The sequence below is a fragment of the Spiroplasma endosymbiont of Nomada rufipes genome, assembly GCF_964277355.1.
GTDB lineage: Bacteria > Bacillota_I > Bacilli_A > Mycoplasmatales > VBWQ01 > Spiroplasma_E.
On record NZ_OZ195517.1, the window covers coordinates 395,371 to 421,849 of the forward strand.

Annotated in this window: 23 protein-coding genes, 2 tRNA genes and 1 riboswitch; of the genes, 21 read left to right on the forward strand and 4 right to left on the reverse strand. The window is 24.4% G+C overall.

Going from position 1 to position 26,479, the window contains the following annotated elements; translation table 4 throughout:
• Positions 1 to 5: 5 nt before the first annotated feature.
• A complete protein-coding gene (locus tag ACICQF_RS02135) occupies positions 6 to 854 on the forward strand; it encodes an energy-coupling factor transporter transmembrane component T family protein (protein WP_395473521.1) in 849 nt (282 codons plus the stop codon).
• A gap of 46 nt (positions 855 to 900) precedes the next feature.
• Here the strand turns inward: ACICQF_RS02135 and ACICQF_RS02140 are convergent, their stop codons facing one another.
• Positions 901 to 1,851 carry an IS30 family transposase gene (locus ACICQF_RS02140; protein ID WP_395473522.1) on the reverse strand — a complete coding sequence of 317 codons (951 nt, stop codon included), beginning with the start codon at positions 1,849 to 1,851 and terminating at the stop codon, positions 901 to 903.
• 40 nt (positions 1,852 to 1,891) lie between these two features.
• Between ACICQF_RS02140 and ACICQF_RS02145 the strand changes: the two genes are divergently transcribed.
• The 3 genes from ACICQF_RS02145 (at position 1,892) to ACICQF_RS02155 (ending at position 3,240) form a co-directional block, all read left to right on the forward strand.
• On the forward strand, positions 1,892 to 2,059 hold the full coding sequence (locus ACICQF_RS02145; protein WP_395473523.1) for a hypothetical protein: 168 nt from the start codon (positions 1,892 to 1,894) through the stop codon (positions 2,057 to 2,059).
• 411 nt (positions 2,060 to 2,470) lie between these two features.
• Positions 2,471 to 2,547, forward strand: a tRNA-His gene (locus tag ACICQF_RS02150).
• Positions 2,548 to 2,703: 156 nt separating this feature from the next.
• Positions 2,704 to 3,240: a DUF402 domain-containing protein gene (locus tag ACICQF_RS02155; RefSeq protein WP_338958122.1), complete on the forward strand. Its 537-nt coding sequence runs from the start codon at positions 2,704 to 2,706 to the stop codon at positions 3,238 to 3,240.
• Positions 3,241 to 3,639: 399 nt separating this feature from the next.
• On the opposite strand, the gene ACICQF_RS02160 is transcribed toward ACICQF_RS02155, so the two are convergent.
• Both ACICQF_RS02160 and ACICQF_RS02165 read right to left on the reverse strand, forming a co-directional pair.
• Positions 3,640 to 4,893, reverse strand: a complete 1,254-nt coding sequence (locus tag ACICQF_RS02160) for an HAD family acid phosphatase (protein ID WP_395473524.1) — start codon at positions 4,891 to 4,893, stop codon at positions 3,640 to 3,642.
• A 298-nt stretch (positions 4,894 to 5,191) separates the two neighbouring features.
• Entirely contained in the window at positions 5,192 to 6,142 is a 951-nt protein-coding gene (locus tag ACICQF_RS02165; RefSeq protein WP_395473525.1) for an IS30 family transposase, read from the reverse strand.
• A gap of 441 nt (positions 6,143 to 6,583) precedes the next feature.
• On the opposite strand from ACICQF_RS02165, the gene ACICQF_RS02170 reads away from it, so the two are divergent.
• Positions 6,584 to 6,892: a hypothetical protein gene (locus ACICQF_RS02170; RefSeq protein ID WP_395473526.1), complete on the forward strand. Its 309-nt coding sequence runs from the start codon at positions 6,584 to 6,586 to the stop codon at positions 6,890 to 6,892.
• A gap of 25 nt (positions 6,893 to 6,917) precedes the next feature.
• On the opposite strand, the gene ACICQF_RS02175 is transcribed toward ACICQF_RS02170, so the two are convergent.
• Positions 6,918 to 7,415 carry a hypothetical protein gene (locus tag ACICQF_RS02175; RefSeq protein ID WP_395473527.1) on the reverse strand — a complete coding sequence of 166 codons (498 nt, stop codon included), beginning with the start codon at positions 7,413 to 7,415 and terminating at the stop codon, positions 6,918 to 6,920.
• A gap of 119 nt (positions 7,416 to 7,534) precedes the next feature.
• Here ACICQF_RS02175 and ACICQF_RS02180 point away from each other — a divergent pair, with 119 nt between their 5' ends.
• The 16 genes from ACICQF_RS02180 to cls all read left to right on the forward strand — a co-directional run bounded on the left by ACICQF_RS02180 (position 7,535) and on the right by cls (position 26,478).
• Entirely contained in the window at positions 7,535 to 7,795 is a 261-nt protein-coding gene (locus ACICQF_RS02180; protein ID WP_395473528.1) for a helix-turn-helix transcriptional regulator, read from the forward strand.
• A 72-nt stretch (positions 7,796 to 7,867) separates the two neighbouring features.
• Positions 7,868 to 8,335 carry an IS30 family transposase gene (locus ACICQF_RS02185; protein WP_395473529.1) on the forward strand — a complete coding sequence of 156 codons (468 nt, stop codon included), beginning with the start codon at positions 7,868 to 7,870 and terminating at the stop codon, positions 8,333 to 8,335.
• A gap of 44 nt (positions 8,336 to 8,379) precedes the next feature.
• The gene (locus tag ACICQF_RS02190) at positions 8,380 to 8,817 is read left to right on the forward strand and encodes an IS30 family transposase (RefSeq protein ID WP_395473692.1); all 438 of its coding nucleotides are present in this window, start codon (positions 8,380 to 8,382) and stop codon (positions 8,815 to 8,817) included.
• A 79-nt stretch (positions 8,818 to 8,896) separates the two neighbouring features.
• Complete coding sequence (locus tag ACICQF_RS02195; RefSeq protein ID WP_395473530.1) at positions 8,897 to 10,243, forward strand: BMP family ABC transporter substrate-binding protein; 1,347 nt, start codon at positions 8,897 to 8,899, stop codon at positions 10,241 to 10,243.
• Between the two features lie 333 nt (positions 10,244 to 10,576).
• On the forward strand, positions 10,577 to 11,884 hold the full coding sequence (locus tag ACICQF_RS02200) for a BMP family ABC transporter substrate-binding protein (protein WP_395473531.1): 1,308 nt from the start codon (positions 10,577 to 10,579) through the stop codon (positions 11,882 to 11,884).
• Between the two features lie 17 nt (positions 11,885 to 11,901).
• Complete coding sequence (locus ACICQF_RS02205) at positions 11,902 to 13,482, forward strand: ABC transporter ATP-binding protein (protein WP_395473532.1); 1,581 nt, start codon at positions 11,902 to 11,904, stop codon at positions 13,480 to 13,482.
• Complete coding sequence (locus ACICQF_RS02210; RefSeq protein ID WP_395473533.1) at positions 13,475 to 15,775, forward strand: ABC transporter permease subunit; 2,301 nt, start codon at positions 13,475 to 13,477, stop codon at positions 15,773 to 15,775. The genes ACICQF_RS02205 and ACICQF_RS02210 overlap by 8 nt, the downstream gene beginning before the upstream one ends.
• A complete protein-coding gene (locus ACICQF_RS02215; RefSeq protein WP_252319468.1) occupies positions 15,775 to 16,695 on the forward strand; it encodes an ABC transporter permease in 921 nt (306 codons plus the stop codon). Before ACICQF_RS02210 ends, ACICQF_RS02215 begins: the two co-directional genes overlap by 1 nt.
• Before the next feature lie 298 nt (positions 16,696 to 16,993).
• Positions 16,994 to 17,944, forward strand: coding sequence for an IS30 family transposase (locus ACICQF_RS02220; protein WP_338979395.1), 951 nt, complete (start codon positions 16,994 to 16,996; stop codon positions 17,942 to 17,944).
• A gap of 116 nt (positions 17,945 to 18,060) precedes the next feature.
• Positions 18,061 to 18,888, forward strand: a complete 828-nt coding sequence (locus ACICQF_RS02225) for a purine-nucleoside phosphorylase (protein ID WP_395473534.1) — start codon at positions 18,061 to 18,063, stop codon at positions 18,886 to 18,888.
• Positions 18,863 to 19,801: a tRNA (adenosine(37)-N6)-threonylcarbamoyltransferase complex transferase subunit TsaD gene (gene tsaD / locus ACICQF_RS02230; protein ID WP_395473535.1), complete on the forward strand. Its 939-nt coding sequence runs from the start codon at positions 18,863 to 18,865 to the stop codon at positions 19,799 to 19,801. Before ACICQF_RS02225 ends, tsaD begins: the two co-directional genes overlap by 26 nt.
• 10 nt (positions 19,802 to 19,811) lie before the next feature.
• Positions 19,812 to 20,405 carry a dephospho-CoA kinase gene (coaE, locus tag ACICQF_RS02235; RefSeq protein ID WP_338958054.1) on the forward strand — a complete coding sequence of 198 codons (594 nt, stop codon included), beginning with the start codon at positions 19,812 to 19,814 and terminating at the stop codon, positions 20,403 to 20,405.
• A gap of 189 nt (positions 20,406 to 20,594) precedes the next feature.
• Positions 20,595 to 20,761: riboswitch (cobalamin riboswitch) on the forward strand.
• A 156-nt stretch (positions 20,762 to 20,917) separates the two neighbouring features.
• On the forward strand, positions 20,918 to 21,937 hold the full coding sequence (nrdF, locus tag ACICQF_RS02240; protein ID WP_252319910.1) for a class 1b ribonucleoside-diphosphate reductase subunit beta: 1,020 nt from the start codon (positions 20,918 to 20,920) through the stop codon (positions 21,935 to 21,937).
• A gap of 17 nt (positions 21,938 to 21,954) precedes the next feature.
• Positions 21,955 to 24,561 (forward strand): class 1b ribonucleoside-diphosphate reductase subunit alpha, encoded by a 2,607-nt coding sequence (gene nrdE, locus ACICQF_RS02245; RefSeq protein ID WP_395473536.1) that lies wholly within the window; start codon positions 21,955 to 21,957, stop codon positions 24,559 to 24,561.
• A gap of 201 nt (positions 24,562 to 24,762) precedes the next feature.
• Positions 24,763 to 24,853, forward strand: a tRNA-Ser gene (locus ACICQF_RS02250).
• Positions 24,854 to 24,954: 101 nt separating this feature from the next.
• Positions 24,955 to 26,478, forward strand: coding sequence for a cardiolipin synthase (gene cls, locus ACICQF_RS02255; RefSeq protein WP_395473537.1), 1,524 nt, complete (start codon positions 24,955 to 24,957; stop codon positions 26,476 to 26,478).
• The last annotated feature ends 1 nt before the right edge of the window (position 26,479 follow it).

The following is a 26,479-nucleotide window of genomic DNA, read 5'->3' on the forward strand; positions in this document are numbered from 1 at the left end:
AAATAATGAAAGTTAGTTTTGGTCGTTATTTACCTTTAAATTCAATCATTCATCGTGTAGATCCAAGAATTAAATTACTAGTTTTAATTTGTTTAATTGCTTCACTTTTTTTTCATACTGGTTTTGAAGGTTACGCTCTTATTGGTTTTACTGTCATAACAATTTTCTTTTGTGCAAAATTACCTTTTATGATGTTATTAAAATTAATGCGCCCCATTTTATTTATGGCATTTATTTTATTTATAATTAACTGTTTTTTAACTGATGGCCCTAATGTTGGAATGATTTGACGTTGGCATGGTATTAAAGTATCGTATAAATCTATATTTGTTAGTATTTATATTGCTCTTAGAATTTATTTAATGATTTTAATTACAACAATTTTAACAACAACAACTCAACCATTAGATTTAACATTAGCATTAGAAGATTTAATGTTACCACTAAAATTAATTAAATTTCCAGTACATATTATTTCAATGATTATTTCTATTGCTCTTCGTTCAATTCCTACATTATTAGATGAAGCAGGCAGAATTTTAAAAGCGCAAGCATCACGTGGTGTAGATTTAAAGAATGGTCATTTTAAAGAAAAAGTTAAATCGTTAGTATCATTAATTATTCCCTTATTAGTTTCTTCATTTCAAAAAGCAGAAGATTTAGCATACGCTATGGATTCAAGGGGTTATGATCCGCAAGGTAAAAGAACACGTTTTCGTCAATACCATATTGATTTTAAAGATATATTTTTCTTTATTATTGGTGTAGGATTGTTAGCATTTCTTATATCTTATACTTATCATCCAGAAATATTTTGAAGAATTACATTTATTGATGATTATTATTCACAATAATATATAAAAAAATAATTAAATTGCTAAATTGTAAAGGTAAGTGCAACTAAATTATTTTTCTATCCAAATATTCGATTGGTGAAAGATAATTTAATATTTTTCTCGGTCTTTGATTTAAAGACAATATAAATTTATGAACTTCATTTTTATTAGTTTTTGAAAAAATAAATTTTTTAGGAAATTTTTCTCTAATTAAACCATTAGTATTTTCATTAGTACCTCTTTGTCAAGGTGAATATGGATTGGCAAAATAAATTTTTACATCTAAATTTTTTTCAAGTTGTTGTCAATTTGAAAATTCTTTGCCACGATCAAAAGTAATAGTTTTAACAATGTTTTTAGGAAGAATTGATAAATAATAACTGACATTTTTATTAATAACTTTAGTAGTTCTGTTTTTAACTAATATTGCTAAAGTAAATCGTGATACTCTTTCAACTAAAGTTATTAAACATGATTTGCTTTTGCCTCTTGATGATACTATAGTATCTCCTTCTCAATGACCAAGTGTTATACGATCATTAACATTTATATCTCGTTCTTTAATTGATTTACCATTAAACTTGCCACGATTTTCTTTAGATTTTCGTTTTTTACCTTTTCTTCTTAAATTTTTACTAGTAACTTTATCAAGCATTCCAAAATAAATTCAAGTATAAATTGTTTTAAAACTAATAACTCACTCTTTATGAAAATTTTTAATTCTGCCATAAATTTGTTCAGGTGATCAACCTAATAGTAATTTTTGTTGTACATATTTTACTAAATTCTTATTTTTAAACTTATGAAAACTAATATGTGATTGTTTTCGATTTTCAGCTTTATTTTGTGCAATTAATGAAAAATAATGATTATTATCTTTATTTCTATTAATTTCTCGAATAATAGTAATAATACTTCGATTAAGATTTTTAGCTATTTCACTAATTTTAAATTTAAATTTCAATTGATTCTCAATATAAATTCTTTCATCTATGCCAAGATGTTTATAACTCATATAAAAACTCCTTACTTTTTTCTAAACTAAATTTAGCATTATGAAATTTTTATATGAGAATTTTTTGCAATTTTATTTACTTGCACTTACAAGTATAACTCAGCTAAGTTTTATTTATTTAACTAAGAATACTAGTAATATTTCTTATTTTAGAATAATTATTTATTTTTGTTTGATTTCAAAGAAATACCATTATTATTTGTGATAATTTTTCAATCGTGTTGATTTGTTATGATATAAAATATGTTAATTTTACAAGAGTTTTCTCTTTATTTTCATTTTTATTAAATAAAATATTTTCAATAGGAACACTATTACAAAGCTATTACTGTGACTAGTGTTTTAATCAGTAAACTTCCTAATTTCTAAATATAGTATGGCTTGTGTATTATGATATACACACATAGAAAAGGTATTAAGAGTATTTAAATCAATTATTATGATTAATTATTAATTTTAAATTGTTTTCTAATTGTTAATAGTAACATTGTTTTTTATTATTATTACTGTTATATACGAAAATTAGATGATTATTTTTGTAGTTTTATGAAAAAAAATATTAAAAAATCATAAATTTATTGTATAATATTTAACGGTTTTACTTATAGAAACTAATATGGTGACTGTGGCGTAGCGGTCTAGCGCATCAGTTTGTGGAACTGACATTCGCGGGTTCGAATCCCGTCAGTCGCCCCATTTAATAAAATTATGTTTTTTTACTACTCCTTTTTGGAGTTTTTTCTTTTTTAAGTAAATATTATTATAAATTTATTTTCGCTTTTTATTTACTAAATAAATAATGGTATAATTATTATGTTTTATGATTTGCAGAAAGTTGAGGTTTAAATGTATATGTACCTTAAAGAAGGGCAAATACTTTCAATTCATGCATATAAGCATAATGGCGATTTATATCGTAGTTGAAATAATTCAATTGTTTTAGAAGATACTGAAAAATATTTAGTTTTAGTAAATGAGAATGTAACAATTACTGAAATTAATGGTCGTAAATGAACAACCGTTGATCCAGCAATTTGGTTATTTTTTAAAAATGATTGATACAATATTATTTGTATGATTCGTAATGATGGTGTTCATTATTATTGTAATATTGCCAGTCCTTTTATTTTAGATTCGCAAACAGTTAAATACATTGATTATGATTTAGATGTTAAAGTATTTCCTAATCGTTCTTATAAACTGTTAGATTTGAAAGAATTTAAAACTAATCGTCGAATATGAAAGTATCCAATACCTTTACAAAATATATTATGACAAAATATAAATAAATTAAAAAAAGGAATTAAGAAAAATGAAATTAATTTATTTAATGATGATGTAATTTTAAATTATTGAAAAAGTTATCAAGACCAAAGTTTACAAAAATAGTAAGAACATATGTTCTTACTATTTTTGATATTAAAACTTTTTATAACTAAATTAAATTTTTTTATAAAATAGGTAATGTTTTTGCATAATTATGTTCTCTCATAATACTGTTTATATTACTTTTTTTACTTTTATCTTCAATACTATTATTTATATTTTGAATATCTATATCATTAAATTGTATTTTCTTTTTGTAATTATGATAATTAATAGCATATGTTTTTATTTTTTTTACTCATTTTTTTACTCCTTTTAAAAATAAAAACCTATTTACTTTGAAAAACAAAGTAAATAGGTTAAAAACAATATTTAGTTTATAGTTATTTTTAACATCTTTTTGAAAATTTACAATTAATAAATATATATATATATATATATCAAATATATTAACTTTGTAAATTATTTTCATATATTTTCATATTTTTTGAAATAATGTTTTAGTAAATTTAATCAATTATCTAAATTAGAACCATATTTTTTTTCTAAATCTCATAAAAAATTACCATATACATCATTACCGCCAACCAGTACATAAGTTTCTTTTCAACTAATTTTTCCTTCTTCTAGTTTAATTTCTTTTACAAAACCAAGGTTTTTTAGATCACTATCAATTAAACTATTTTTTTCATTTTCTTTTCAATAATGTTCTATTATTTTTCCATTTTCATTTTTTGTAAATCAAAATTCATCTCCCACTTTACCAATTAAGTTATTAAAATTTTTATTATTTATTAATTCATTTTTTAATGATATTTTATCAATTAATTCTGAATTAGTTAAATTAGAATGAAAATCATTAATGTTATCACCCAATCTCATTACAATATGTGATGGTACATTTTTTATTGGTACTAAATCATTTTCTCAATTTTTTATTTGCATACTATTTTTATCTTTTGATGATAATTTAAAATTGTTATTATTAATATAATTAAAACGATTTTCTTTTGATATTAAATCTTTATAATTACTTGAATTATATTTAGTTACTCCTTGCATTCATCAAACATAACTATCAAGAAATGCCTTTGGATAATAATTATTTTCTAGTAGTTTTTTAGTTGGTATTGCTTCATCTCCATACTTGATATTTTCGCCTTGAAAACGATTTGAATCAAATAAAACAATACCACCACTTTTTCATACATGTTTAACAAATTCTAAAACTCCATTATAAAGTTGTTCTTCAAAATTGACTTGATGATCAACTCATTTTTTAAATTCATAATCCATATCTTTCATTTTTGGATTAAAAAATTTATAAATTGAAAAACCAATATTATTTATGAATGTTTCATCAAAATCAGTAATAACAATAGGTACATATTTATTAGCTTCAATTTTTGATTCATTATAATGCACAGTGTAATTTTTATCTTCTTCATCATTTTTGGCATTAGGTTTATTTGCGGTTGCATAAATAACATCTAATGATAAATGTTTTTTATTTGCTTCTATAACATCATCATACTGTTTTATTGCTGCACGAAAAGTATTTAATAAGGATATTTTTCTTTCTGCTGATTCTTGTCAAATTATTGATTGTAACACTTTTAAATCATAAATATTGTTATTTTTATAACATCCAATAGCGCTTAAACTTGTACTTGTAATAATTATTAAACCACTTATTATTTTTAATATTTTTTTCATGTTTTTTCTCCTTTTAAAAATAAAAACCTATTTACTTTGAGAAACAAAGTAAATAGGTTAAAAACTATATTTAGTTTGTAGTTTTTTTAACATTTTTTTTGAAATTTTACAATCAATAAAGATAATATATTTATTTTTAAAATTTAAAAGACAAGATATAATTATTATTAACTATTTAAATTACGTATTATTGTTGATTTATATTGGCTAAATGTTAAGATAAATGTAAAATTAAATACTTAATTATTAATTACATTTAGTTTTTAATAATTTTGCTAAATTGTAAAGGTAAGTGCAACTAAATTATTTTTCTATCCAAATATTCGATTGGTGAAAGATAATTTAATATTTTTCTCGGTCTTTGATTTAAAGACAATATAAATTTATGAACTTCATTTTTATTAGTTTTTGAAAAAATAAATTTTTTAGGAAATTTTTCTCTAATTAAACCATTAGTATTTTCATTAGTACCTCTTTGTCAAGGTGAATATGGATTGGCAAAATAAATTTTTACATCTAAATTTTTTTCAAGTTGTTGTCAATTTGAAAATTCTTTGCCACGATCAAAAGTAATAGTTTTAACAATGTTTTTAGGAAGAATTGATAAATAATAACTGACATTTTTATTAATAACTTTAGTAGTTCTGTTTTTAACTAATATTGCTAAAGTAAATCGTGATACTCTTTCAACTAAAGTTATTAAACATGATTTGCTTTTGCCTCTTGATGATACTATAGTATCTCCTTCTCAATGACCAAGTGTTATACGATCATTAACATTTATATCTCGTTCTTTAATTGATTTACCATTAAACTTGCCACGATTTTCTTTAGATTTTCGTTTTTTACCTTTTCTTCTTAAATTTTTACTAGTAACTTTATCAAGCATTCCAAAATAAATTCAAGTATAAATTGTTTTAAAACTAATAACTCATTGTTTATGAAAATTTTTAATTCTGCCATAAATTTGTTCAGGTGATCAACCTAATAGTAATTTTTGTTGTACATATTTTACTAAATTCTTATTTTTAAACTTATGAAAACTAATATGTGATTGTTTTCGATTTTCAACTTTATTTTGTGCAATTAATGAAAAATAATGATTATTATCTTTATTTCTATTAATTTCTCGAATAATAGTACTAATACTTCGATTAAGATTTTTAGCTATTTCACTAATTTTAAATTTAAATTTAAATTGATTCTCAATATAAATCCTTTCATCTATGCCAAGATGTTTATAACTCATATAAAAACTCCTTACTTTTTTCTAAACTAAATTTAGCATTATGAAATTTTTATATGAGAATTTTTTGCAATTTTATTTACTTGCACTTACAAGTATAATTCAGCTTTTAAAAATGATTGATAAATAAAATTATTGTTTATAGATTTTAAATTTTTTTTGCATAAGATGTTAAAAATAAAGTACGAATAGTTTACTAGAAATATTGCGAAATAATAATTATAAAGAGGTAAAAGGATGTTAAAATTTTCAAAAACATTATCTAACATTGGTATTTATCTACTTTTGACAACATTAATGCCGGTAATGGTTATTTCTATAATTATGATTTCTTTAAAAGGGTTAATGGAAAGTTCTTATTAATTATTATGGAAGTTTGGAGAATGATTACAAGAAGTTTTTGATTCTGGATTAAGTACTATTCAATGATTAGGATGAATTATATTGATAGCTTGTCTAACAACTTATGGTATTCTTATATTTATTTTAGTAATGATAAATTCAAGAAAAGCATTTGAACAAAGAATTGGTTATATTCTTGGTTTAGTAATTGGAGTTGGTTCAATTGTTGTTATATTATTACCATTAATTATTGTTAGTATTGCCAGTCTTGGCAATGGAGTAATAACTTTAGTATTAGGATTATCATTTGTTTTTATTGGATTAAATGGTGGTTTAGTTGCTTGTGGATCATTATTTGGTTTAATTAGTGCAAAAAATATTATAAATTTATGAGATGCAAAGAAAAAGTAGATATAATCTACTATTTGTTATTTATCTATTTACTTCATGGTAATTGTAAATTTGTTAATGTATAATGCATTAATTGTCGATGTATGCTAATAATTAAAACGTTAAATATTGTTACAATAAGTAAAATTCATCAATGATCGTTTAAAGTATTAAAATAATCAAGTTTGCTTTTAAAAACGGCAGTTTCAACTAACATAAATAATGCATTTAAAATGAAAAAAATTAATCAACCAAAACTAAATAGAATAATTAGATAACGATAAAATTTAGTTTGAAAAGTACTACCTTTGACTTTAATTTGATAAACTGTTTCATAAGTATAATGATTAATAGAAAAAGCAAACAAAATTAATAGAATTAAACTATTTATGCCAACTATTAATAAAATATTAATTATTTTTTCACTAGTAGTATTTATTAAAATTAAACCTATTATTATAAATATAATTTGAACAATTAATCACAAAATACTAACATAAAAAAAACTTTTTTTTGTTCAGTATTTAATTAATTCATTTTCCATTTTGTATCACCATATTAATTTTAGTATATTTTATGCAAATATAGAATAAAATTTATCTTTTTATAATTTTTCATAACATAATAAGTTTGGTAATAACTAAAATTAGAGAGGGAAATAAAATGGCAATTGAAGTAGAAATTAGGCGTATACGTCTAAGACTTGGTTGAACGCAAGCATATTTAGGGAAATTAGTAGGTGTTCGTCAAGCAACAATTAGTAGAATTGAGAGTAATGCTAAAAATTCTTCATGAGGAATAATTCATAAAATTCTTTTAGCATTATTAGTAGATATGAATGATATAAAAGATTTTACGCATGATTTTGTATTAAAAGAAAATGATTTTGAACGCTGAATTATACTTGTAAGTGCAAGTAAATAAAATTGCAAAAAATTCTCATATAAAAATTTCATAATGCTAAATTTAGTTTAGAAAAAAGTAAGGATTTTTTGTATGAGTTATAAACATCTTGGCATAGATGAAATGATTTATATTGAGAATCAATTGAAATTTAAATTTAAAATTAGTGAAATAGCTAAAAATCTTAATCGAAGTATTAGTACTATTATTCGAGAAATTAATAGAAATAAAGATAATAATCATTATTTTTCATTAATTGCACAAAATAAAGCTGAAAATCGAAAACAATCACATATTAGTTTTCATAAATTTAAAAATAAGAATTTAGTAAAATATGTACAACAAAAATTACTATTAGGTTGATCACCTGAACAAATTTATGGCAGAATTAAAAATTTTCATAAAGAGTGAGTTATTAGTTTTAAAACAATTTATACTTGAATTTATTTTGGAATGCTTGATAAAGTTACTAGTAAAAATTTAAGAAGAAAAGGTAAAAAACGAAAATCTAAAGAAAATCGTGGCAAGTTTAATGGTAAATCAATTAAAAACGAGATATAAATGTTAATGATCGTATAACACTTGGTCATTGAGAAGGAGATACTATAGTATCATCACGAGGTAAAAGCAAATCATGTTTAATAACTTTAGTTGAAAGAGTATCACGATTTACTTTAGCAATATTAGTTAAAAACAGAACTACTAAAGTTATTAATAAAAATGTCAGTTATTATTTATCAATTCTTCCTAAAAACATTGTTAAAACTATTACTTTTGATCGTGGCAAAGAATTTTCAAATTGACAACAACTTGAAAAAAATTTAGATGTAAAAATTTATTTTGCCAATCCATATTCACCTTGACAAAGAGGTACTAATGAAAATAATAATGGTTTAATTAGAGAAAAATTTCCTAAAAAATTTATTTTTTCAAAAACTAATAAAAATGAAGTTCATAAATTTATATTGTCTTTAAATCAAAGACCGAGAAAAATATTAAATTATCTTTCATCAATCGAATATTTGGATAGAAAAATAATTTAGTTGCACTTACCTTTACAATTTAGCAAATAAATATTAATATTTTTACTGTAGTACATTTTTTTATTTATAGGAGAAATTTATGAAATATTTTTTAAAATTATTAATTATTACTTTGTTAATAAATAGTTCATCAGTAGGATTAATTGGATGTAGTATTCCTAGTGTTGGTGATATTTGAATAATTACTGATGGTGGTGATTTATTCGATAAAGCTTTTAATCAGCAAGTATTAGAAGGTTCAAAAGAGTTTACTAAAATATTTAATGATAATCGTATTATGATTAGTAATTTACCCGGTAATGAAGTTTGAAAAAATAAAAAAATGAAAACGCGTTGAATTATTTCACGAGATAGTACCGTTTCAACTTTACAAAATAATTATAATTTAGCAACATTTGCTGGTGCTAAAACAATTATTGTTGTTGGGTTTAATCATCTTGGTGCATTAACATCAGCTATTCAAAATCAATATAAAAAGTTAGGTGTTCGTTTTATTTTAGTTGATGCTAAATTAGAAAAGCCAGTTGATGTAGCTTGTTTAAGTTATTCAGCAGAACAATCAGGGTTTTTATCAGGATTAGCAGGAGCAATATGATTAGCAGCTAATCATGAAACATATGATGATAATGGTTTAAAAATGTCAACTTTTGGTGGTTTACCAGCTGATACTATTGTTAGTTATATGATGGGTTATTATTGAGGTGTATATTATTTTAATAAATATCGTAATAGCAATGATAATTTATTGGAAATGACTAATGCCATTAGAATTAAAGAGGGTAAGGAAAAAATTGAAAAATGAACTAATAAATTTGATATTCATTTTGATAAAATTGCTAAACAATTTACAGGTAGTTTTGAATCCGGTACAAAATCATCAAAAGCGATAACTTCACAATTAATTGATGGATATAAAGATGATATTGTAATGCCTGTTGCAGGAGCACAAACAATTGATTTAGTATCAGCTGTTAAAAACTCTACTACTAATAGCAAAGCAAAAATTATTGGTGTCGATGTTAATCAAAGTGTTCAATATAGTTATGCTAAAGATATTTTTATTACATCAGCTTTAAAAGGAATTCATAAGTCAGTTAATACTTGATTATGACATTCTTTTAATTTAGATTATAATGAGGATGGTATTAAACCTATTAATGGTGAACAATACTTTGATGGTAGCATACCACAACCAGCATTAGGTGGTCAGCAATATCTTGGAATTGCTAATAATGATTCTATTAGTGCTATTTATAATAACTTAATTATTGATAGTAATGATTATTGACATTTGGCACAAAAAGTAACTGATGCTTATAATAAATTAGTTGCTGATTTAGCTAATGATTCTACTCGTGATAAGTGAGAAAATGCTTGAAAAAATTATGTTGATGAAAGTGTTGAAAAGTATAAACCACAGTTTTAATAAAACTTTACTATATATTTTAAAAAATTTATAATTATTCTTGAATTTTTAAAGAATAAGTTTTATTATCTTATATAATGGTAGTTATGCCATTAAAAGGAGAAACTAGTGTTTAGAGTTAATTGTGAAAATAAGAAAATAATTAATATTAAATACATATATACTGTATTTTTTAATAGTAAGTTATTCCCACCCATTTATTTTCAAAATTTATTTATAAACAGTTTTATTTTATTTTGAATAATTGAATTAAGAAAGCAATGTTTTTGCTTTCTTTTTTTATATTTTTTTTATATAAATATTTATATATAATTGTAGGAGGAATATAATAGTATGCGTAAAATTTTTACTGTATTTAGTGCAATATCATTGTCAGTAATAATGATATTACCAATCATTGCTTGCAATAGTCAGTTTAATGATCCAAATATTTATCGAATAACTGTTGTAACTGATGGACATACTATTAATGATGCTTCTTTTAATGAATCATCATATAATGCTGCCCTCAAGTTTAAACAAGAGTTTAATGATTGAACACATAGTGATTATGTTGATCCTCAATATAAAAATAAAAGAGTTGAGATTTCTTGAGATAATCCCCAATTAACTAATACTGATGATTTAATGACATCATATAATAAAGCCGTTTTCATAAACAGTAAAGTAATTATTGCTTCAGGATTTTTACATCATAATGCTTTGGTTAAAGCACAAAATACTATTTTAAAACATAAAGTGAAATTTATTTTTATTGATGGTGATACTGCAAATAAAGAAGTACCAAAATCTAATAAACAATTGGCTGGTTTACTTTACAAAGCAGAACAATCAGGCTTTTTAGCCGGATTGGCAGGGGCAATATGGTTAACTGCTCATGCTAATCAATATGGTGGACTTGATAATTTAAAAATGTCAACCTATGGTGGACTTGATATTCCAGCAGTTACTAATTATATGTATGGTTATTATTGAGCCATACAGTTTTTTAATAATAAATTTAAAAATAAAGAAGATGAAGAAAAATTAATATCATGAGTTAAAATTTTAAATTCAGATTTTAAAGAATCATTACCAAATATTAAATTTATAACTTCAGGTACTCAATTTAGTGGTGATTTTACTCAAGGTTCAAAAGGTTCACAAGCAATTAATGATGATCTTGCTTGACAAAAAACTAATATTATTTTTCCGGTAGCAGGACCACAAACCGAAGATACTTTATCATCATTAAAAAAATCTGGTCAAGGTAAAATTATTGGTGTTGATACAGATCAACAACTTCAATACCCACAATCTGCAGATAGGTTTATTACTTCTGCAGAAAAAGATTTAATTAGTTCAATTAAACTTATGCTCTGAAAATCAGTTGGTAAAACTGATCAGAATCCAGAGCATCCAACTGATCCAACTGCCGATCAAACATTTATTGATGATGCACCATACAGAGGTGGGCCTAATTTTACTGGAATAGCACCAAATAAAGCAATTAAAGATGGTGATAAAGATATTTACACACCATTAATGACAGAAACTACTAATTGATTAGATAAAATTTCTGCTGGATGACAAAAAGTACTCAATTTAAAAGATCATTATTGAATTAATGGTATTAAAAAAGAATATGATCCATTTAAATAATTAAGAGGGGTGATAAAATGCAAGTAAATATTGAAAAACAGAACTTACAATATGCTGTTGAAATGGAAGGTATTACTAAAGTTTTTTTAGATACTATTATTGCTAACAATAATATTTCTATTAAAATTAAAAAAGGAGAAATTCACGCTTTGGTTGGCGAGAATGGTGCAGGTAAATCGACACTAATGTCAATCTTATTTGGACTATATCAACCAACAAAAGGTATTATTAAAATTAATGGTAAAGAAGTAGTAATATCAGGACCAATTAGAGCAGGCGAATTAGGTATTGGAATGGTACATCAACATTTTAAATTAGTTGATAACTTCACTATTTTACAAAATATTATTTTAGGTAGTGAGCCGGTTCATAAATGACAGTGAATTAATTATAAAAAAGCTAAATCTAAAATTTTAGAAATTTCAAAAAAATATAAATTAGACATTAAACTTAATTTAAAAATTGAGAATGCTAGTGTTGGTATGCAACAACGTGTTGAAATTTTAAAAGTTCTTTATCGTGGTGCTAGTATTATTGTACTTGATGAACCAACCGCGGTTTTAACACCACAAGAAATTACTAGTTTATTAACAATTATTGAAGAACTTAGACGTGATGGTAAAACTATTATTTTTATTAGTCATAAATTAGAAGAGGTTAAACAAGTTGCTGATAATGTTACAGTAATTCGTTTAGGTAAAGTTATTGAAACTTTTGAATCTAAGAGTAAAACTAAAGAAGAAATTGCTACTTTGATGGTTGGTAGAGATTTAGTTGATATTAGAAATCAAGGTAATGTTGTATTAGGGCCAGTATTATTAAAAATTGATAATTTATTTGTTCATAAAATTGGTAATAGGAAATCAATAATGGGTCTTTCTGATTTTAGTTTAGAAGTTAAGTCACGAGAAATTGTGGCTATTGCTGGTATTGAAGGTAATGGTCAAACTGAATTAATTTCAGCAATTACTGGTTTGATTAAGCCAGAAAAAGGTGATATTTTTTTTGGTAATAAGAATATGAAACACAGTTCAATTCAAAGTTTATATAAAAGTGGTTTAAGTCATATTCCTGAAGATCGTCATAAATATGGACTTGTTTTAGATTATAATGTTATTGATAATATTGTTTTACAAAATATTAGCGAATATCCTTTTTCTAAGCATGGTTTGATTCGCAGTAAAGCTATTCAATCTTATGCACAAACTATTATTAATAATTATGATGTTCGTGGTAGTAAAAGTGGTTTTGCTTTAGTTAGAGGTTTGTCAGGTGGTAATCAACAAAAAGCGGTTGTTGGTAGAGAATTAACAAGAAAACATAAAATTTTAGTTGTTGCTCAGCCAACACGTGGCTTGGATATTGGTGCTATTGAATATATTCATAGTCGTATTCTTGATGAAAAAAATGAAGGTAATGCAGTATTATTAATTTCTTATGAATTATCAGAAGTTATGTCATTAGCAGATCGAATTGTTGTTTTACATGCTGGTAAAATTACTGGTAATGTTAGTCCTAAAAATGTTACTCGTGAACAATTAGGATTAATGATGGCGGGACAAAAAATGTTAATGGAAGGAAATGAAGATAATGTTTAAACAAAAAACATGATTTTTAAAACGACGAAGTCGTTTATATCTTGGTTCAAAAGAAATGAATAGTAGTCTTACTAAATTTAAGGGTTCAATTTTTGCCATTATTTTTGGATTAATTATTGCTTGTTTTGTTATAATTGGTTCAGGTCAAAATGCTTTTACTTATTTTCAGTTGTTATTAACATATTCTTTTACAAGTTGGCCAACTAATAATTGAGATAATACTTTAGTTTGATGAGCAATTTATATTGTAGCAGGATTAGCACTAGTTATTTCTTTCCGCTCAGGAATGTTTAATATTGGAGTTGCGGGTCAAATGTTAGCAGCAGGAGCTGTTGTTATCGCAATTGGTGTCCGTTATGACTTATCACAACCATTAGCTATAATTAGCGCGCTTTTTGCTGGAGTATTAGCAGCAATATTGGTGGCGTTGGTAACAGTGTTATTAAAAGTTTTTTTTAATGTTCATGAGGTTGTTACTTCTATTTTATTAAATTGAACAATTTGATATTTAGTAAAATGACTATTTAAAATCAATAAAGATTTATATGATGCTGATCATGGAACATCAGCAACTATTCATGATAGTATGAGTATGAGTATTAATGGTTATAATTGTATACTACCATTATTAATTTCTATTATTTTAATAATAACAGTTTGATTTTTATTGAAAAAAACAACTTTAGGTTATAAAATTCGAACAGTAGGTTTAAATCCATTTGCTGCGGTTTATAGTGGTATTAATCATAAACATTATTGCATAACATCATTTGTTATTTCAGGAGCATTAGCAGGAGTAATGGCTGTTATTTATTACATTGCCAAAAATCCTTCAATTAGTTTTTTAACTGATGATTTACCAACTATTGGTTTTGATAGTATAGCTGTTGCCTTAGTTGGTCAAATTAATCAAATAGGTGTTGTGGGTTCTGCTTTTCTTTGAGGCTTAATTAAGAGTGGTGGTTCAATTGGTTCAGTATTAACATTACCAACAGCAACTGGTGATATTATTTTTGGTGTTATTATTTATTCAGCTGCTTGTGCAGTTTTATTATCTCGTTTACAGCCAATTAAATTTTTAATTCGTTATTTAAATATAGCCTTTGATGGAGAAAAACGAAAAGTTACAAATAGTTTTATTGCCAAGATGTACTATCATTTTATTGAAAATTTTAAAATAAAGAGACAATATAATAAGTTAAAATCAGATTTAATTAAAGAAAAAAATAATAAAATTAATCACTTAAAGATAGAATATAATAAATCATTATCAGATTATGAGTCAAAAGTTAAAAATTTAAAACAAAATCTTTCACAAGAAATTAATAAATTGAAACAAGAATTAAGTGATCAATTAAAGTCATTAAAAAATGAATTAGTTAAAACTAATGATAAAAAATTAAAAGAACAATTAATTTTAAAAAAATGTCAACTTCAAATTACTTATAAAATTGAAACTAAGGAATTAATTAAAAAATATAAAATTGATAAAGAACAATTAAAAGGAAAATATAATAAAATACTATGAGATGATAAGTCAGTAGTTAAAAATTTAAAACAAAATCTTTCACAAGAAATTAATAAAGTTAATAGTGATATCAACTTACAGTTACAAGCAGTTATTAAAAATAAAAATGATAAAGTTGGTGTTAATTGAGCACAATTTTTCCAAGAAAATAAAGCTTTAAATCATTATATATATAAACAATATAATGCAATTTGAAAAAAAGGTAAAATTGGTAATTGAAATAATTTTCAACAAGAAATAAAAACGATTTATGGTGAAAGTTTAAATATGTATATTAATGAAAAAATGAAATATGAAAATAATGTTTATAACTATAAGCAAGATTTAATTCGAGAAATAGTATTATTAAAAAAACAAAAAGCAATATTAGATAAGTCAAGAGTAAAAGACTTAAAATTAAATCTTTATCGAGAAATTAATAAATTGAAACAAGAATTAAGTGATGAATTAAAGTTATTAAAAAATCAAACAGTTAAAACTGACGATAAAAAAATAAAAAAACAATTAATTTTAGCAAAACATCAACTTCAAACTAATTATAAAAATAATGTTAAAGACTTAATTAAAAATTATAAAATTGACAAACAGCAATTAAAAAGTCAAATTATCCCAATTAATAGTAATATTAATATATTAACTAAACAATTTACTAAAAAAGCGGAAATTGAAAAGACAACTTTTATTAATAAATTTACTGATATATTTAAAAATGAACAACAAGCAATTATGAAAATAAAAACTGAAAGAACAGGAGGAAAAAGTTAATGGAAGCACTTAAAATAATTCTTGAACATTCTAGTTTAATTTTTGTTGTTTTAGTACTTGGTGCATTATCTGGATTAATTTCAGAACGTGCTGGTGTTGTTAATATTGGTATTGAAGGAATGATGACAATTGGTGCTCTTGCTTTTTCTTCATTTGGAAAAAATATAGGTGTTAATTGAGGTAATTGATCACAAATTGTTGCTTTATTAGTAGCTGGATTAGCGGGAATGGGATTTGCTTGTTTCCATGCTTTTGCATCAGTTACTTTAAAATCTGATCAAATTATTTCTGGCGTTGCAATTAATATTTTAGCAGCAGCAATTGCAGTTTTTGTTGTTCAGTTACCAGGGAATAATGGTTTTATTTCATTAACAAATATTTATCAATTACCAAAAATTGGTAATAATGAATTTTTTAATTTATATTTATTTTTAGCAATTATAGTTTTAGTAAGTATTGCTATTATTCTAAAATATACTAAATGAGGATTACATCATGTTGCGACTGGTGAAAATCCCAATGCGGTTGATGCTGCAGGAATTAATGTTATTAAACAACGATATGTTGCTGTATTATTATCTGGTTTTTTAGCAGGAATTGCTGGTGGTATTTTTCCAATGTATGCTAGTCAAACTTTTCGTGGGACAGTTAGTGGAAATGGTTTTATTGCTTTAGCTATTTTAATTTTTGGACAATGAAGAGTACCATTGATTACAATTGGTGCTGCCTTATTTGCTATTGTTGAAACAACAGGTGCCAGAATTACGTTTTTACCAAATATTCCTCAATGAATATCAAGTAATTCTGATATATGGAATATATTGCCTTTTGTAACATCTTTATTAGTTTTAGTGTTTACATCAAAATGAAGTAAAACACCAAAAGCATTGGGTATTGCTTTCAATAAATCTAAACGATAAAATTAGTTATTAATAATTTTAATGATGAATTAATTTTGAAATTAAATTTTACTTTTTTAGTAATATTTTCTAAGATTTAATTAAAAATATAATAAAATAAAAAATTTTATGGGTATTTTATACTATAAAATTTTTTATTTTATTAAGAATTTGAAAAAAATTGCAATAATACAGTTTTATTTATCAAAAAAAATGCTGAATTATACTTGTAAGTGCAAGTAAATAAAATTGCAAAAAATTCTCATATAAAAATTTCATAATGCTAAATTTAGTTTAGAAAAAAGTAAGGAGTTTTTATATGAGTTATAAACATCTTGGCATAGATGAAAGGATTTATATTGAGAATCAATTGAAATTTAAATTTAAAATTAGTGAAATAGCTAAAAATCTTAATCGAAGTATTAGTACTATTATTCGAGAAATTAATAGAAATAAAGATAATAATCATTATTTTTCATTAATTGCACAAAATAAAGCTGAAAATAGAAAACAATCACATATTAGTTTTCATAAGTTTAAAAATAAGAATTTAGTAAAATATGTACAACAAAAATTACTATTAGGTTGATCACCTGAACAAATTTATGGCAGAATTAAAAATTTTCATAAAGAGTGAGTTATTAGTTTTAAAACAATTTATACTTGAATTTATTTTGGAATGCTTGATAAAGTTACTAGTAAAAATTTAAGAAGAAAAGGTAAAAAACGAAAATCTAAAGAAAATCGTGGCAAGTTTAATGGTAAATCAATTAAAGAACGAGATATAAATGTTAATGATCGTATAACACTTGGTCATTGGGAAGGAGATACTATAGTATCATCACGAGGTAAAAGCAAATCATGTTTAATAACTTTAGTTGAAAGAGTATCACGATTTACTTTAGCAATATTAGTTAAAAACAGAACTACTAAAGTTATTAATAAAAATGTCAGTTATTATTTATCAATTCTTCCTAAAAACATTGTTAAAACTATTACTTTTGATCGTGGCAAAGAATTTTCAAATTGACAACAACTTGAAAAAAATTTAGATGTAAAAATTTATTTTGCCAATCCATATTCACCTTGACAAAGAGGTACTAATGAAAATACTAATGGTTTAATTAGAGAAAAATTTCCTAAAAAATTTATTTTTTCAAAAACTAATAAAAATGAAGTTCATAAATTTATATTGTCTTTAAATCAAAGACCGAGAAAAATATTAAATTATCTTTCACCAATCGAATATTTGGATAGAAAAATAATTTAGTTGCACTTACCTTTACAATTTAGCAAATAAAAAACCAGTCATTAAAAATATTAATGTTGTTACTAAATTAACAATATATTATAATAACTATTATTATTTTAAAAAAAGGAGAATATATGGAAAATAAAGAAAAAATTCCAACAGCTCATATCAAAGCTGCTCGTGATCAAATTGCAAAAGTAGTAATTATGCCAGGTGATCCATTACGTGCTCAATTTATTGCTTCTAATTTTTTACAAGATTGAAAACAAGTAAATAATGTTCGTAATATGTTAATGTTTACTGGAAAATATAAAGGATATAATATTACTATTGCTGCTAGTGGTATGGGTATGCCTTCAATTGGTATATATTCATATGAGTTATTTAAATTTTATGATGTTGACTGTATTATTCGTGTTGGTAGCGCTGGTTCATATCAAAAAGATGTTAAAGTTTATGATATTATTAATACTACTAAAGTATATAGTGAATCTACTTTCGCTAAATATGCTGCTAATATTGATGAAAATCAAATTGAATCTGTTGGTAATATTAGCAAAATTATTAATAAAGTGGCACAAAAAATTGATAATGAATTTGATCAGCAAAAAAATGAAAATTCTTCGTATATAGTAAGTGAAAAAATAAATTTAAGATCGGGTTTAATTCATTCAAGTGATGTATTTTATCGTATTAATGATAATGATTATAAAACTAATCCTTTAATTAGTAAATGCTTAGCAGTAGAAATGGAATCTTTTGCCTTATTTGCTAATGCAAAACATTTAGAAAAAAATGCGGCTTGTTTATTAACAATTTCTGATTCTTTTATTACCGGTGAATCAATTTCAGCAGCATTACGCGAAACTAGTTTTAAAAAAATGATGATTTTAGCTTTAGAATCATCAGTTGCTTATTATAAAGAAGAGGATATTGATGATAATCTTAGCGATAGAAACTAGTTGTGATGAAACTAGTGTTGCTGTTATTAAAGATAAAAAGGTTTTAAGTAATATTATTGCTTCACAAATTAAGCTTCATCAACAATATGGTGGTGTTGTTCCAGAATTAGCAGCACGAGCTCATAGTGAAAATATTGCTACTGTCTTACAAACAGCAATTGAAAAATCTAACATTTCAATTATGGATATTGATTTTGTTGCTTATACTAATACTCCTGGTCTGACTAGTTGTTTACACGTAGGTAAAATTATAGCAGAAACTATTGCTGCTTATTTAGAAAAGCCATTGCTTCCGTGTAATCATTTGTATGGACATTTGTATGCTTCTTTAATTAATAATGAATGAGAATTTCTAGTACTTGGTTTATTAGTTAGTGGTGGTCATACACAGTTGATGTTGGCAAATGAACATTTAAATTTCACTATACTTGGTCAAACATTAGATGATGCTGTTGGTGAATGTTATGATAAAGTTGCAAGAATGTTAGGTTTAAAATATCCGGGTGGTCCTGAAATTGAACGAAGTGCTAAATTGGGAAAGCCAACTTATAAATTACCATTACCTAAAAATGATAATAGTTTAGATTTTAGTTTTAGTGGTTTAAAATCAGCCTGTGCTAATTTGATAAATAAAGAAAAAGGTAAGTTACAATTTAATAATTTTGCAACTTCTTTTCAAACAACAGTTATTCAAGTATTGATTAATAAAATTGAATTAGCATTAAAAAAACATAATCCAAAAACTTTAGTTTTAGCAGGAGGAGTTAGTGCTAATCAGCAATTAAGATTAGCAGTATTAGATTTAAAAATTAAATATCCAAATTTAAAAATAATTGTTCCAAAATTAGAATACTGTACTGATAATGCAGCAATGATTGGTATTCTTGCAAGTTATCAAATTGAACATAAGTAAGGGTGAACTCATGATTATTGGTATTATTGGTGAAGCGGGAGTAGGTAAGACAACTGCTACAAATTTTTTTCAAAATAAAGGTGCGTATGTTATTTTTGTTGATAAAATTGTTAAACATATTTATACACTAAAAGAAACAAAAAAAGCATTAATTAATGAATTCGGTGATACTTTTATTAATAATGATAAAACAATTAATAAAATAAAATTACGGTATGAAGCATTTCAACACCCTCATATTTTACGTAAATTAGAAAATATTATTTGACCAAAAATGATAAAAATTGTTGAAGAAGATATTATTCGTAATAAAATACACCAAGAATTAATTGTTATTGATTGTGCAGTATTATTTAATGCAAATTTAAATTTATTAGTTGATAAAATTCTTTTAATTGAGGCTGAGGAAGATAAAAAAATCCAACGAATAAAAGAACGTGATAATGTTAATGATTTACAAGTTATTTCATTATTAAATCAACAAAAAAAATATTTAATTTTAAATAAAGATATTGATTTTATTGTTAAAAATAACGGTACTATTAATGATTTTATTAAACAATTACAAAAAGTTGAAAAAAAGTTATTAACAAATAAAGTATAGAGATTAATGTTTTTTTACTTTAAAAAACAATAGTAAAATATATTAAATTATTTTTGTATATTAAAATGAAAATTTTCATAATAAAAAAATTAAGAATAATTTTAAAATAGTTGAGGTTAAAAAAATACATAGTAATGTATTTATAAATTACCAAAATTGTTTTTCTTGTAGTAGAATATTTATACAACTAAATAACAAAGAACTTTAGATGTTCGGGAAAAAGATGAGAATTCTTTGCTGCCCCAGCAACTGTGATGTTGATGAACGTTACAAAACCATTGAAGATAAAACTTTGAGAAGGGTAACAAGTAAAATGAAGCTAAGCCAGTAGACCGGTCTAATTTTTTAAGTAATATTATATTCCTGGGTGTGAATTAATGATTATTTTTAATAATTGCTTTTATTTTTTAATATTTGTAATTTTAATAAAGTAATTTTTAATAATGACAACATCCTTTATATAATATAGGGGATGTTTTTAGTTGTGTAATTAAGTAGAGGGGTAATAATAAATGGCAAAAGATAACAAATATTTTCAACAATCACAGTCACCATTAGAATATATTATGAAAAATTTTAATGGAAAAATGCGGTCTGTAAATTGAAATGTAATCAATGATGAAAAAGATTTAGAGGTTTGAAACCGTATTACTCAAAATTTTTGGTTACCAGAAAAAATTCCTGTTTCTAATGACTTAACTTCTTGAAAAACATTAAATCCAAAATGACAAGAGTTAATAACAAGAACATTTACAGGTTTAACTTTATTAGATACAATTCAGGCAACAGTTGGTGATATCGCACAAATACCTAATTCTTTAACTGATCATGAACAAGTTATTTACACAAATTTTGCTTTTATGGTAGCAGTTCATGCTCGATCATACGGAACAATTTTTTCAACTTTATGTTCTAGTGAGCAGATTGAATCTGCTCATGAATGAGTAATTAATAATGAAAGTTTACAAGCCAGAGCACGTGCACTAATTCCTTATTATACAAGTGATGATCCTTTAAAATCCAAAGTAGCTGCCGCTTTAATGCCAGGTTTTTTATTATATGGTGGTTTTTATTTACCATTTTATTTATCTGCTCGTAGTAAATTACCTAATACTTCAGATATTATTAGATTAATTTTACGTGATAAAGTTATTCATAATTATTATAGTGGCTATAAATATCAAAGAAAAGTTGAAAAGTTACCAAAAGAAAAACAAGAAGAAATGAAAAAATTTGTATTTGATTTATTGTTTAAATTAATTGATTTAGAAAAGCAATATTTAACAGAATTATATCAAGAATTTAATTTAGCTGAAGATGCTATTAAGTTTAGTTTATATAATGCTGGTAAGTTTTTACAAAATTTAGGATATGATTCACCTTTTAGTGAAGAACAAACAAGAATTAAGCCAGAAATTTTTAATCAATTATCAGCTCGAGCTGATGAAAATCACGATTTCTTTTCAGGTAATGGTTCATCTTATGTAATGGGCATTACTGTAGAAACGCAAGATGAAGATTGAGAATTTTAATTTTAAAGGAGAAAAAAATGCATAATGATGTTGTAAAAGTTTCAAACCAAAAAATATTAAAGCCAGAGGGAAAAATTCATGTTGTTTATTTTTCTTCTTTGTCAAATAATACTCATCGTTTTATTCAAAAATTAGAGGTTTTAAATTCAAGAATTCCTCACGATTTACAAGAGGAAATTTTAGTTGATAAAGATTATGTGTTAATAACACCAACATATAGTGGGGGTGGTGATATTAAAGAAGGGGCGGTTCCTAAACAGGTAATTAAATTTTTAAATAATAAGCAAAATCGTAATTTTTGTCGTGGTGTTATTGCGTCGGGTAATACTAATTTTGGTGATACTTTTGCAATTGCCGGGCCAATTCTTTCAAAAAAATTAAATGTCCCACTATTATTTCAATTTGAATTATTAGGAACTAATAATGATGTATCAACAATAAAAAATATATTAGTAGATTTTTGAGATAAAGATAAAAAAAATACCAATGAAATAAATACTTTATCTGGAACTTTAGAAAGTGATGAATATGTTACTTTAAATGCTAGAGCAAAAACTACTAATAATGCACAATTTGATTTGCAAGCAGCACAATCTTATATGAAAAATCATATTAAACCAAATTTATTGCTTTTTAAAACCGTTAAAGAAAGAATAGAATATTTAGTAAAAAATCAATATTATGATGAAACAATAATTAATAAATATTCAATTACGGAAATTGAACGATTAACAAATGAAGCATACAGTTTTAATTATCAGTTTACGAGTTTTATGGGTATTTTAAAATTTTATAATTCTTATGCTTTAAAAAGTTTTAATGGTAAAAAATATTTAGAAAATTATGAAGATAGAGTTGTTATGAATAGTTTATTTTTCGCTGATGGTAATATTGAACATGCTAGTAAAATTTTAAGACAAATTATGTCTGGTAGATTTCAACCAGCTACTCCCACATTTTTAAATGCAGGGAAAAAACAAAGAGGTGAATACACTTCATGTTATCTTTTACGAATTGAAGATAACATGGAATCAATTGCTCGCGCTATTACTACTTCATTACAGTTATCAAAACGTGGTGGTGGAGTTGCTTTGTGTTTAACAAATTTAAGAGAATTTGGAGCTCCAATTAAAAATATTAAAAATCAAGCAACAGGCGTTATCCCAGTTATGAAAATTCTTGAAGATTCATTTTCATATGCTAATCAATTAGGTCAAAGACAAGGTGCTGGAGCAGTTTATTTAAATGTTCATCATCCAGATATTATGTTATTTTTAGATTCAAAGCGTGAAAATGCAGATGAAAAAATTCGTATTAAGTCAATGTCTTTAGGAGTAGTTATTCCTGATATTACTTTTGAATTAGCAAAAAACAATGAACAGATGGCACTTTTTAGTCCTTATGATATTACAAAAGTTTATGGTAAAGCAATGACAGATATTTCTATTACTAAAGAGTATTATAATATGTTAAAAAACCCTGAAATTAGTAAAAATTTTATTAGTGCTCGCAAATTATTTCAAATGATTGCTGAATTACATTTTGAAAGTGGATATCCTTATTTATTATTTGATGATACAGTAAATAAAAATAATGCTCATCCCGGTAGAATTGTTATGAGTAATTTGTGCAGTGAAATTATTCAAGTAAGTACAGCTAGTGAATTTAATAGTGATTTAAGTTTTAAAGAAATTGGTGAAGATATTAGTTGTAATTTAGGAAGTATTAATATTGCAAAAGTAATGGAAAGTGGAAGTGAATTTGGTGAGGTTATTTTTCAAGCAATTCATTCATTAGACCAAGTATCAAGAAGTAGTGATTTTTCTAGTGCTCCGTCAGTTGCATATGGAAATAAAAAAAATCATGCTTTGGGTTTAGGTGCTATGAATTTACATGGATTTTTAGCAACAAATCATATTTTTTATGATTCAAAAGAAGCAATTGATTTTACTAATATTTTCTTTTATGTTATGGCTTATCATGCTTTTAGTGCTTCAAATAAATTAGCATTAAAATTTGGAAGTTTTGGTGGATTTAAAAATTCAAAATTTGCTGATGGTTCATATTTTGATAAATACATAAAATGTCAGTCAGATAAATGAACTCCTGAAACAAAAAAAATACAAGAATTATTTACAAAATATAACATTATGATTCCAACTCAGAAGCAATGAAAAGAATTAGTAATAAAAATTAAAGAAACGGGATTGGCTAATTCACATTTAATGGCAGTAGCACCCACTGGTTCAATTAGTTATTTATCTTCGTGTACACCAAGTCTACAACCGGTAGTCGCTCCTGTTGAGGTACGAAAAGAAGGGAAATTAGGTCGTGTTTATGTTCCTGCTTATAAGATTGATGATAATAATTTATCATATTACACTGAAGGTGGATATGAATTAGGTCCTAATCCAATTATTGATATTGTAGCAGCTGCACAACAGCACGTTGATCAAGCAATTTCTTTAACTTTATTTATTACTGATAAAGCGACAACTCGTGATTTAAATAAAGCTTATATTAGAGCCTTTAAAAAAGGTTGTTCATCAATTTATTATGTTCGTATTCGTCAAGAGGTTTTAGAGGATAGTGAAAATTATCAATGTAATGTTTGTGTTGTATAAATTAATTAGATTATTGAATAGTAGTTTCAAGTAAAAAATAAATTTGTAACAAATTTAGTAATATATTATTTATTTAATTTAAAAAATAGTGAAATTTTATTTTGGAATATAGGATTTTTAAAAAAAAATTAAAAAATACATAGTAAATTTTAAAATTAAAGTTATAATCATAATTGTAAAAAAAATAATTATTATAACTTTGGAGTGGTACTCAAGAGGCTGAAGAGGACTGATTGCTAATCAGTTAGGACGGGAAACTGTCGCGAGAGTTCGAATCTCTCCCATTCCGCCATTATTTAAAAAGCATTAATTGCTTTTTTTTACTTTTAAATAATAAATTTATTAATAATTAGATATAATTTAATAAAGAACTCTTTATATTAAGGAGAAATCATGCGTAAACGAGTAAACTTACTTTTATCATTAATCTTATATATTGCTTTGATTGCAACAATAGTTTTTGTTATATTTAATTATATTAAATATTCATGAATTATTTTGATGATAATTATTACTTTAACTATTTTAACTGGTATTATTATTTTCATTACCAATCGTATGCAAGATGCAAAACTATCATGAATTATGGTTACCTTATGTTTGCCAATCATCGGTATTTTTTTATATTGAACTTTTGGTCGTCCTTATCGTTATCGACGAAAACAAAAAGCTTATTTAAAAACAAATAGTTATTTTTATACCCAAGAAGATTGAACTTTTGCTAATTCAATTTTAGAATCAAAAAAAATAACTTTGAGTGAAGATACTTTATCTTTATTTAACTATACAACAAGAATTTCTCATCGACCATTTTATAATAATACTGATGTTCAAATTTTAAATAATGGTCCTAATAAATTTGTTAAATTAATTGAAGATTTAAAACAAGCAAAAAGTTATATTTTTATTAATTATTTTATTCTTGGTGAAGGGGAGCTATTAGAAGTAATTATTAATGTTTTAAAAGCAAGGATTGAAGTGGGAGTTAAAGTTTATATGATTTATGATGCTGTTGGTTCATATTTTAGTTTATCAAAATATAAAATATGAAAAATGAAAAAAATGGGAATTATTATTCATAAATTTTCACCAGTTAGATTACCATTTATGACAGGAAATTATAATTTTCGTAATCATCGTAAAGATATTATTATTGATGGGAATATTGGCTATGCTGGTGGAGTTAACTTAGCAGATAACTATATTTATCTTTCTGCAAAGTATGGCTTTTGAAGAGATACCCAAATTAGAATTGTTGGGGAAGCTGTTAAATCAATTGATTTAATATTTAGACAAGATTGGCATTTTATTACTGGTAATATTCTTGATATTAGTGCTGAAAAATCTGAAATAAAAATTAAAAATAATATTATTGTCCAAGTAATTGATGATGGACCTATTACTAAAGAAACAATTCAAAAAGATTTATTTATTAAATTTATTAGTAATGCTAAAAAGCGAGTTTGAATTAGTACTCCTTATTTAATTCCAACTAGCGATTTAATTACTGCATTGCGTAATAGTGCTTATTCTGGTGTTGATGTTAGATTATCATTACCCGGAATTACTGATAAATTTTTATCATTAGACATGTCAAGAACTTATTATGATTCATTGATTGAGTCAGGTGTTAAAATTTACGAATATAATAATGTTTTTAACCATTCTAAGTCCGGTATTTTTGATGATGATATTACTATTATTGGTTCAACTAATCTTGATTATCGTAGTCTTTATTCAGATCATCAAACTTTAGTAATTGTTTATGATAGTAAAAAAAATAGTGATTTATCTGCTTCATTTGAAAAAGATTTTATTCATTCTAGTTTAATTATTAGTAATCCACTACTACATCGTAGTTTTGCCTATCGGGGTGTATTTTTATTATTGCTTAGAATTTTAGCACCATTATTTTAAA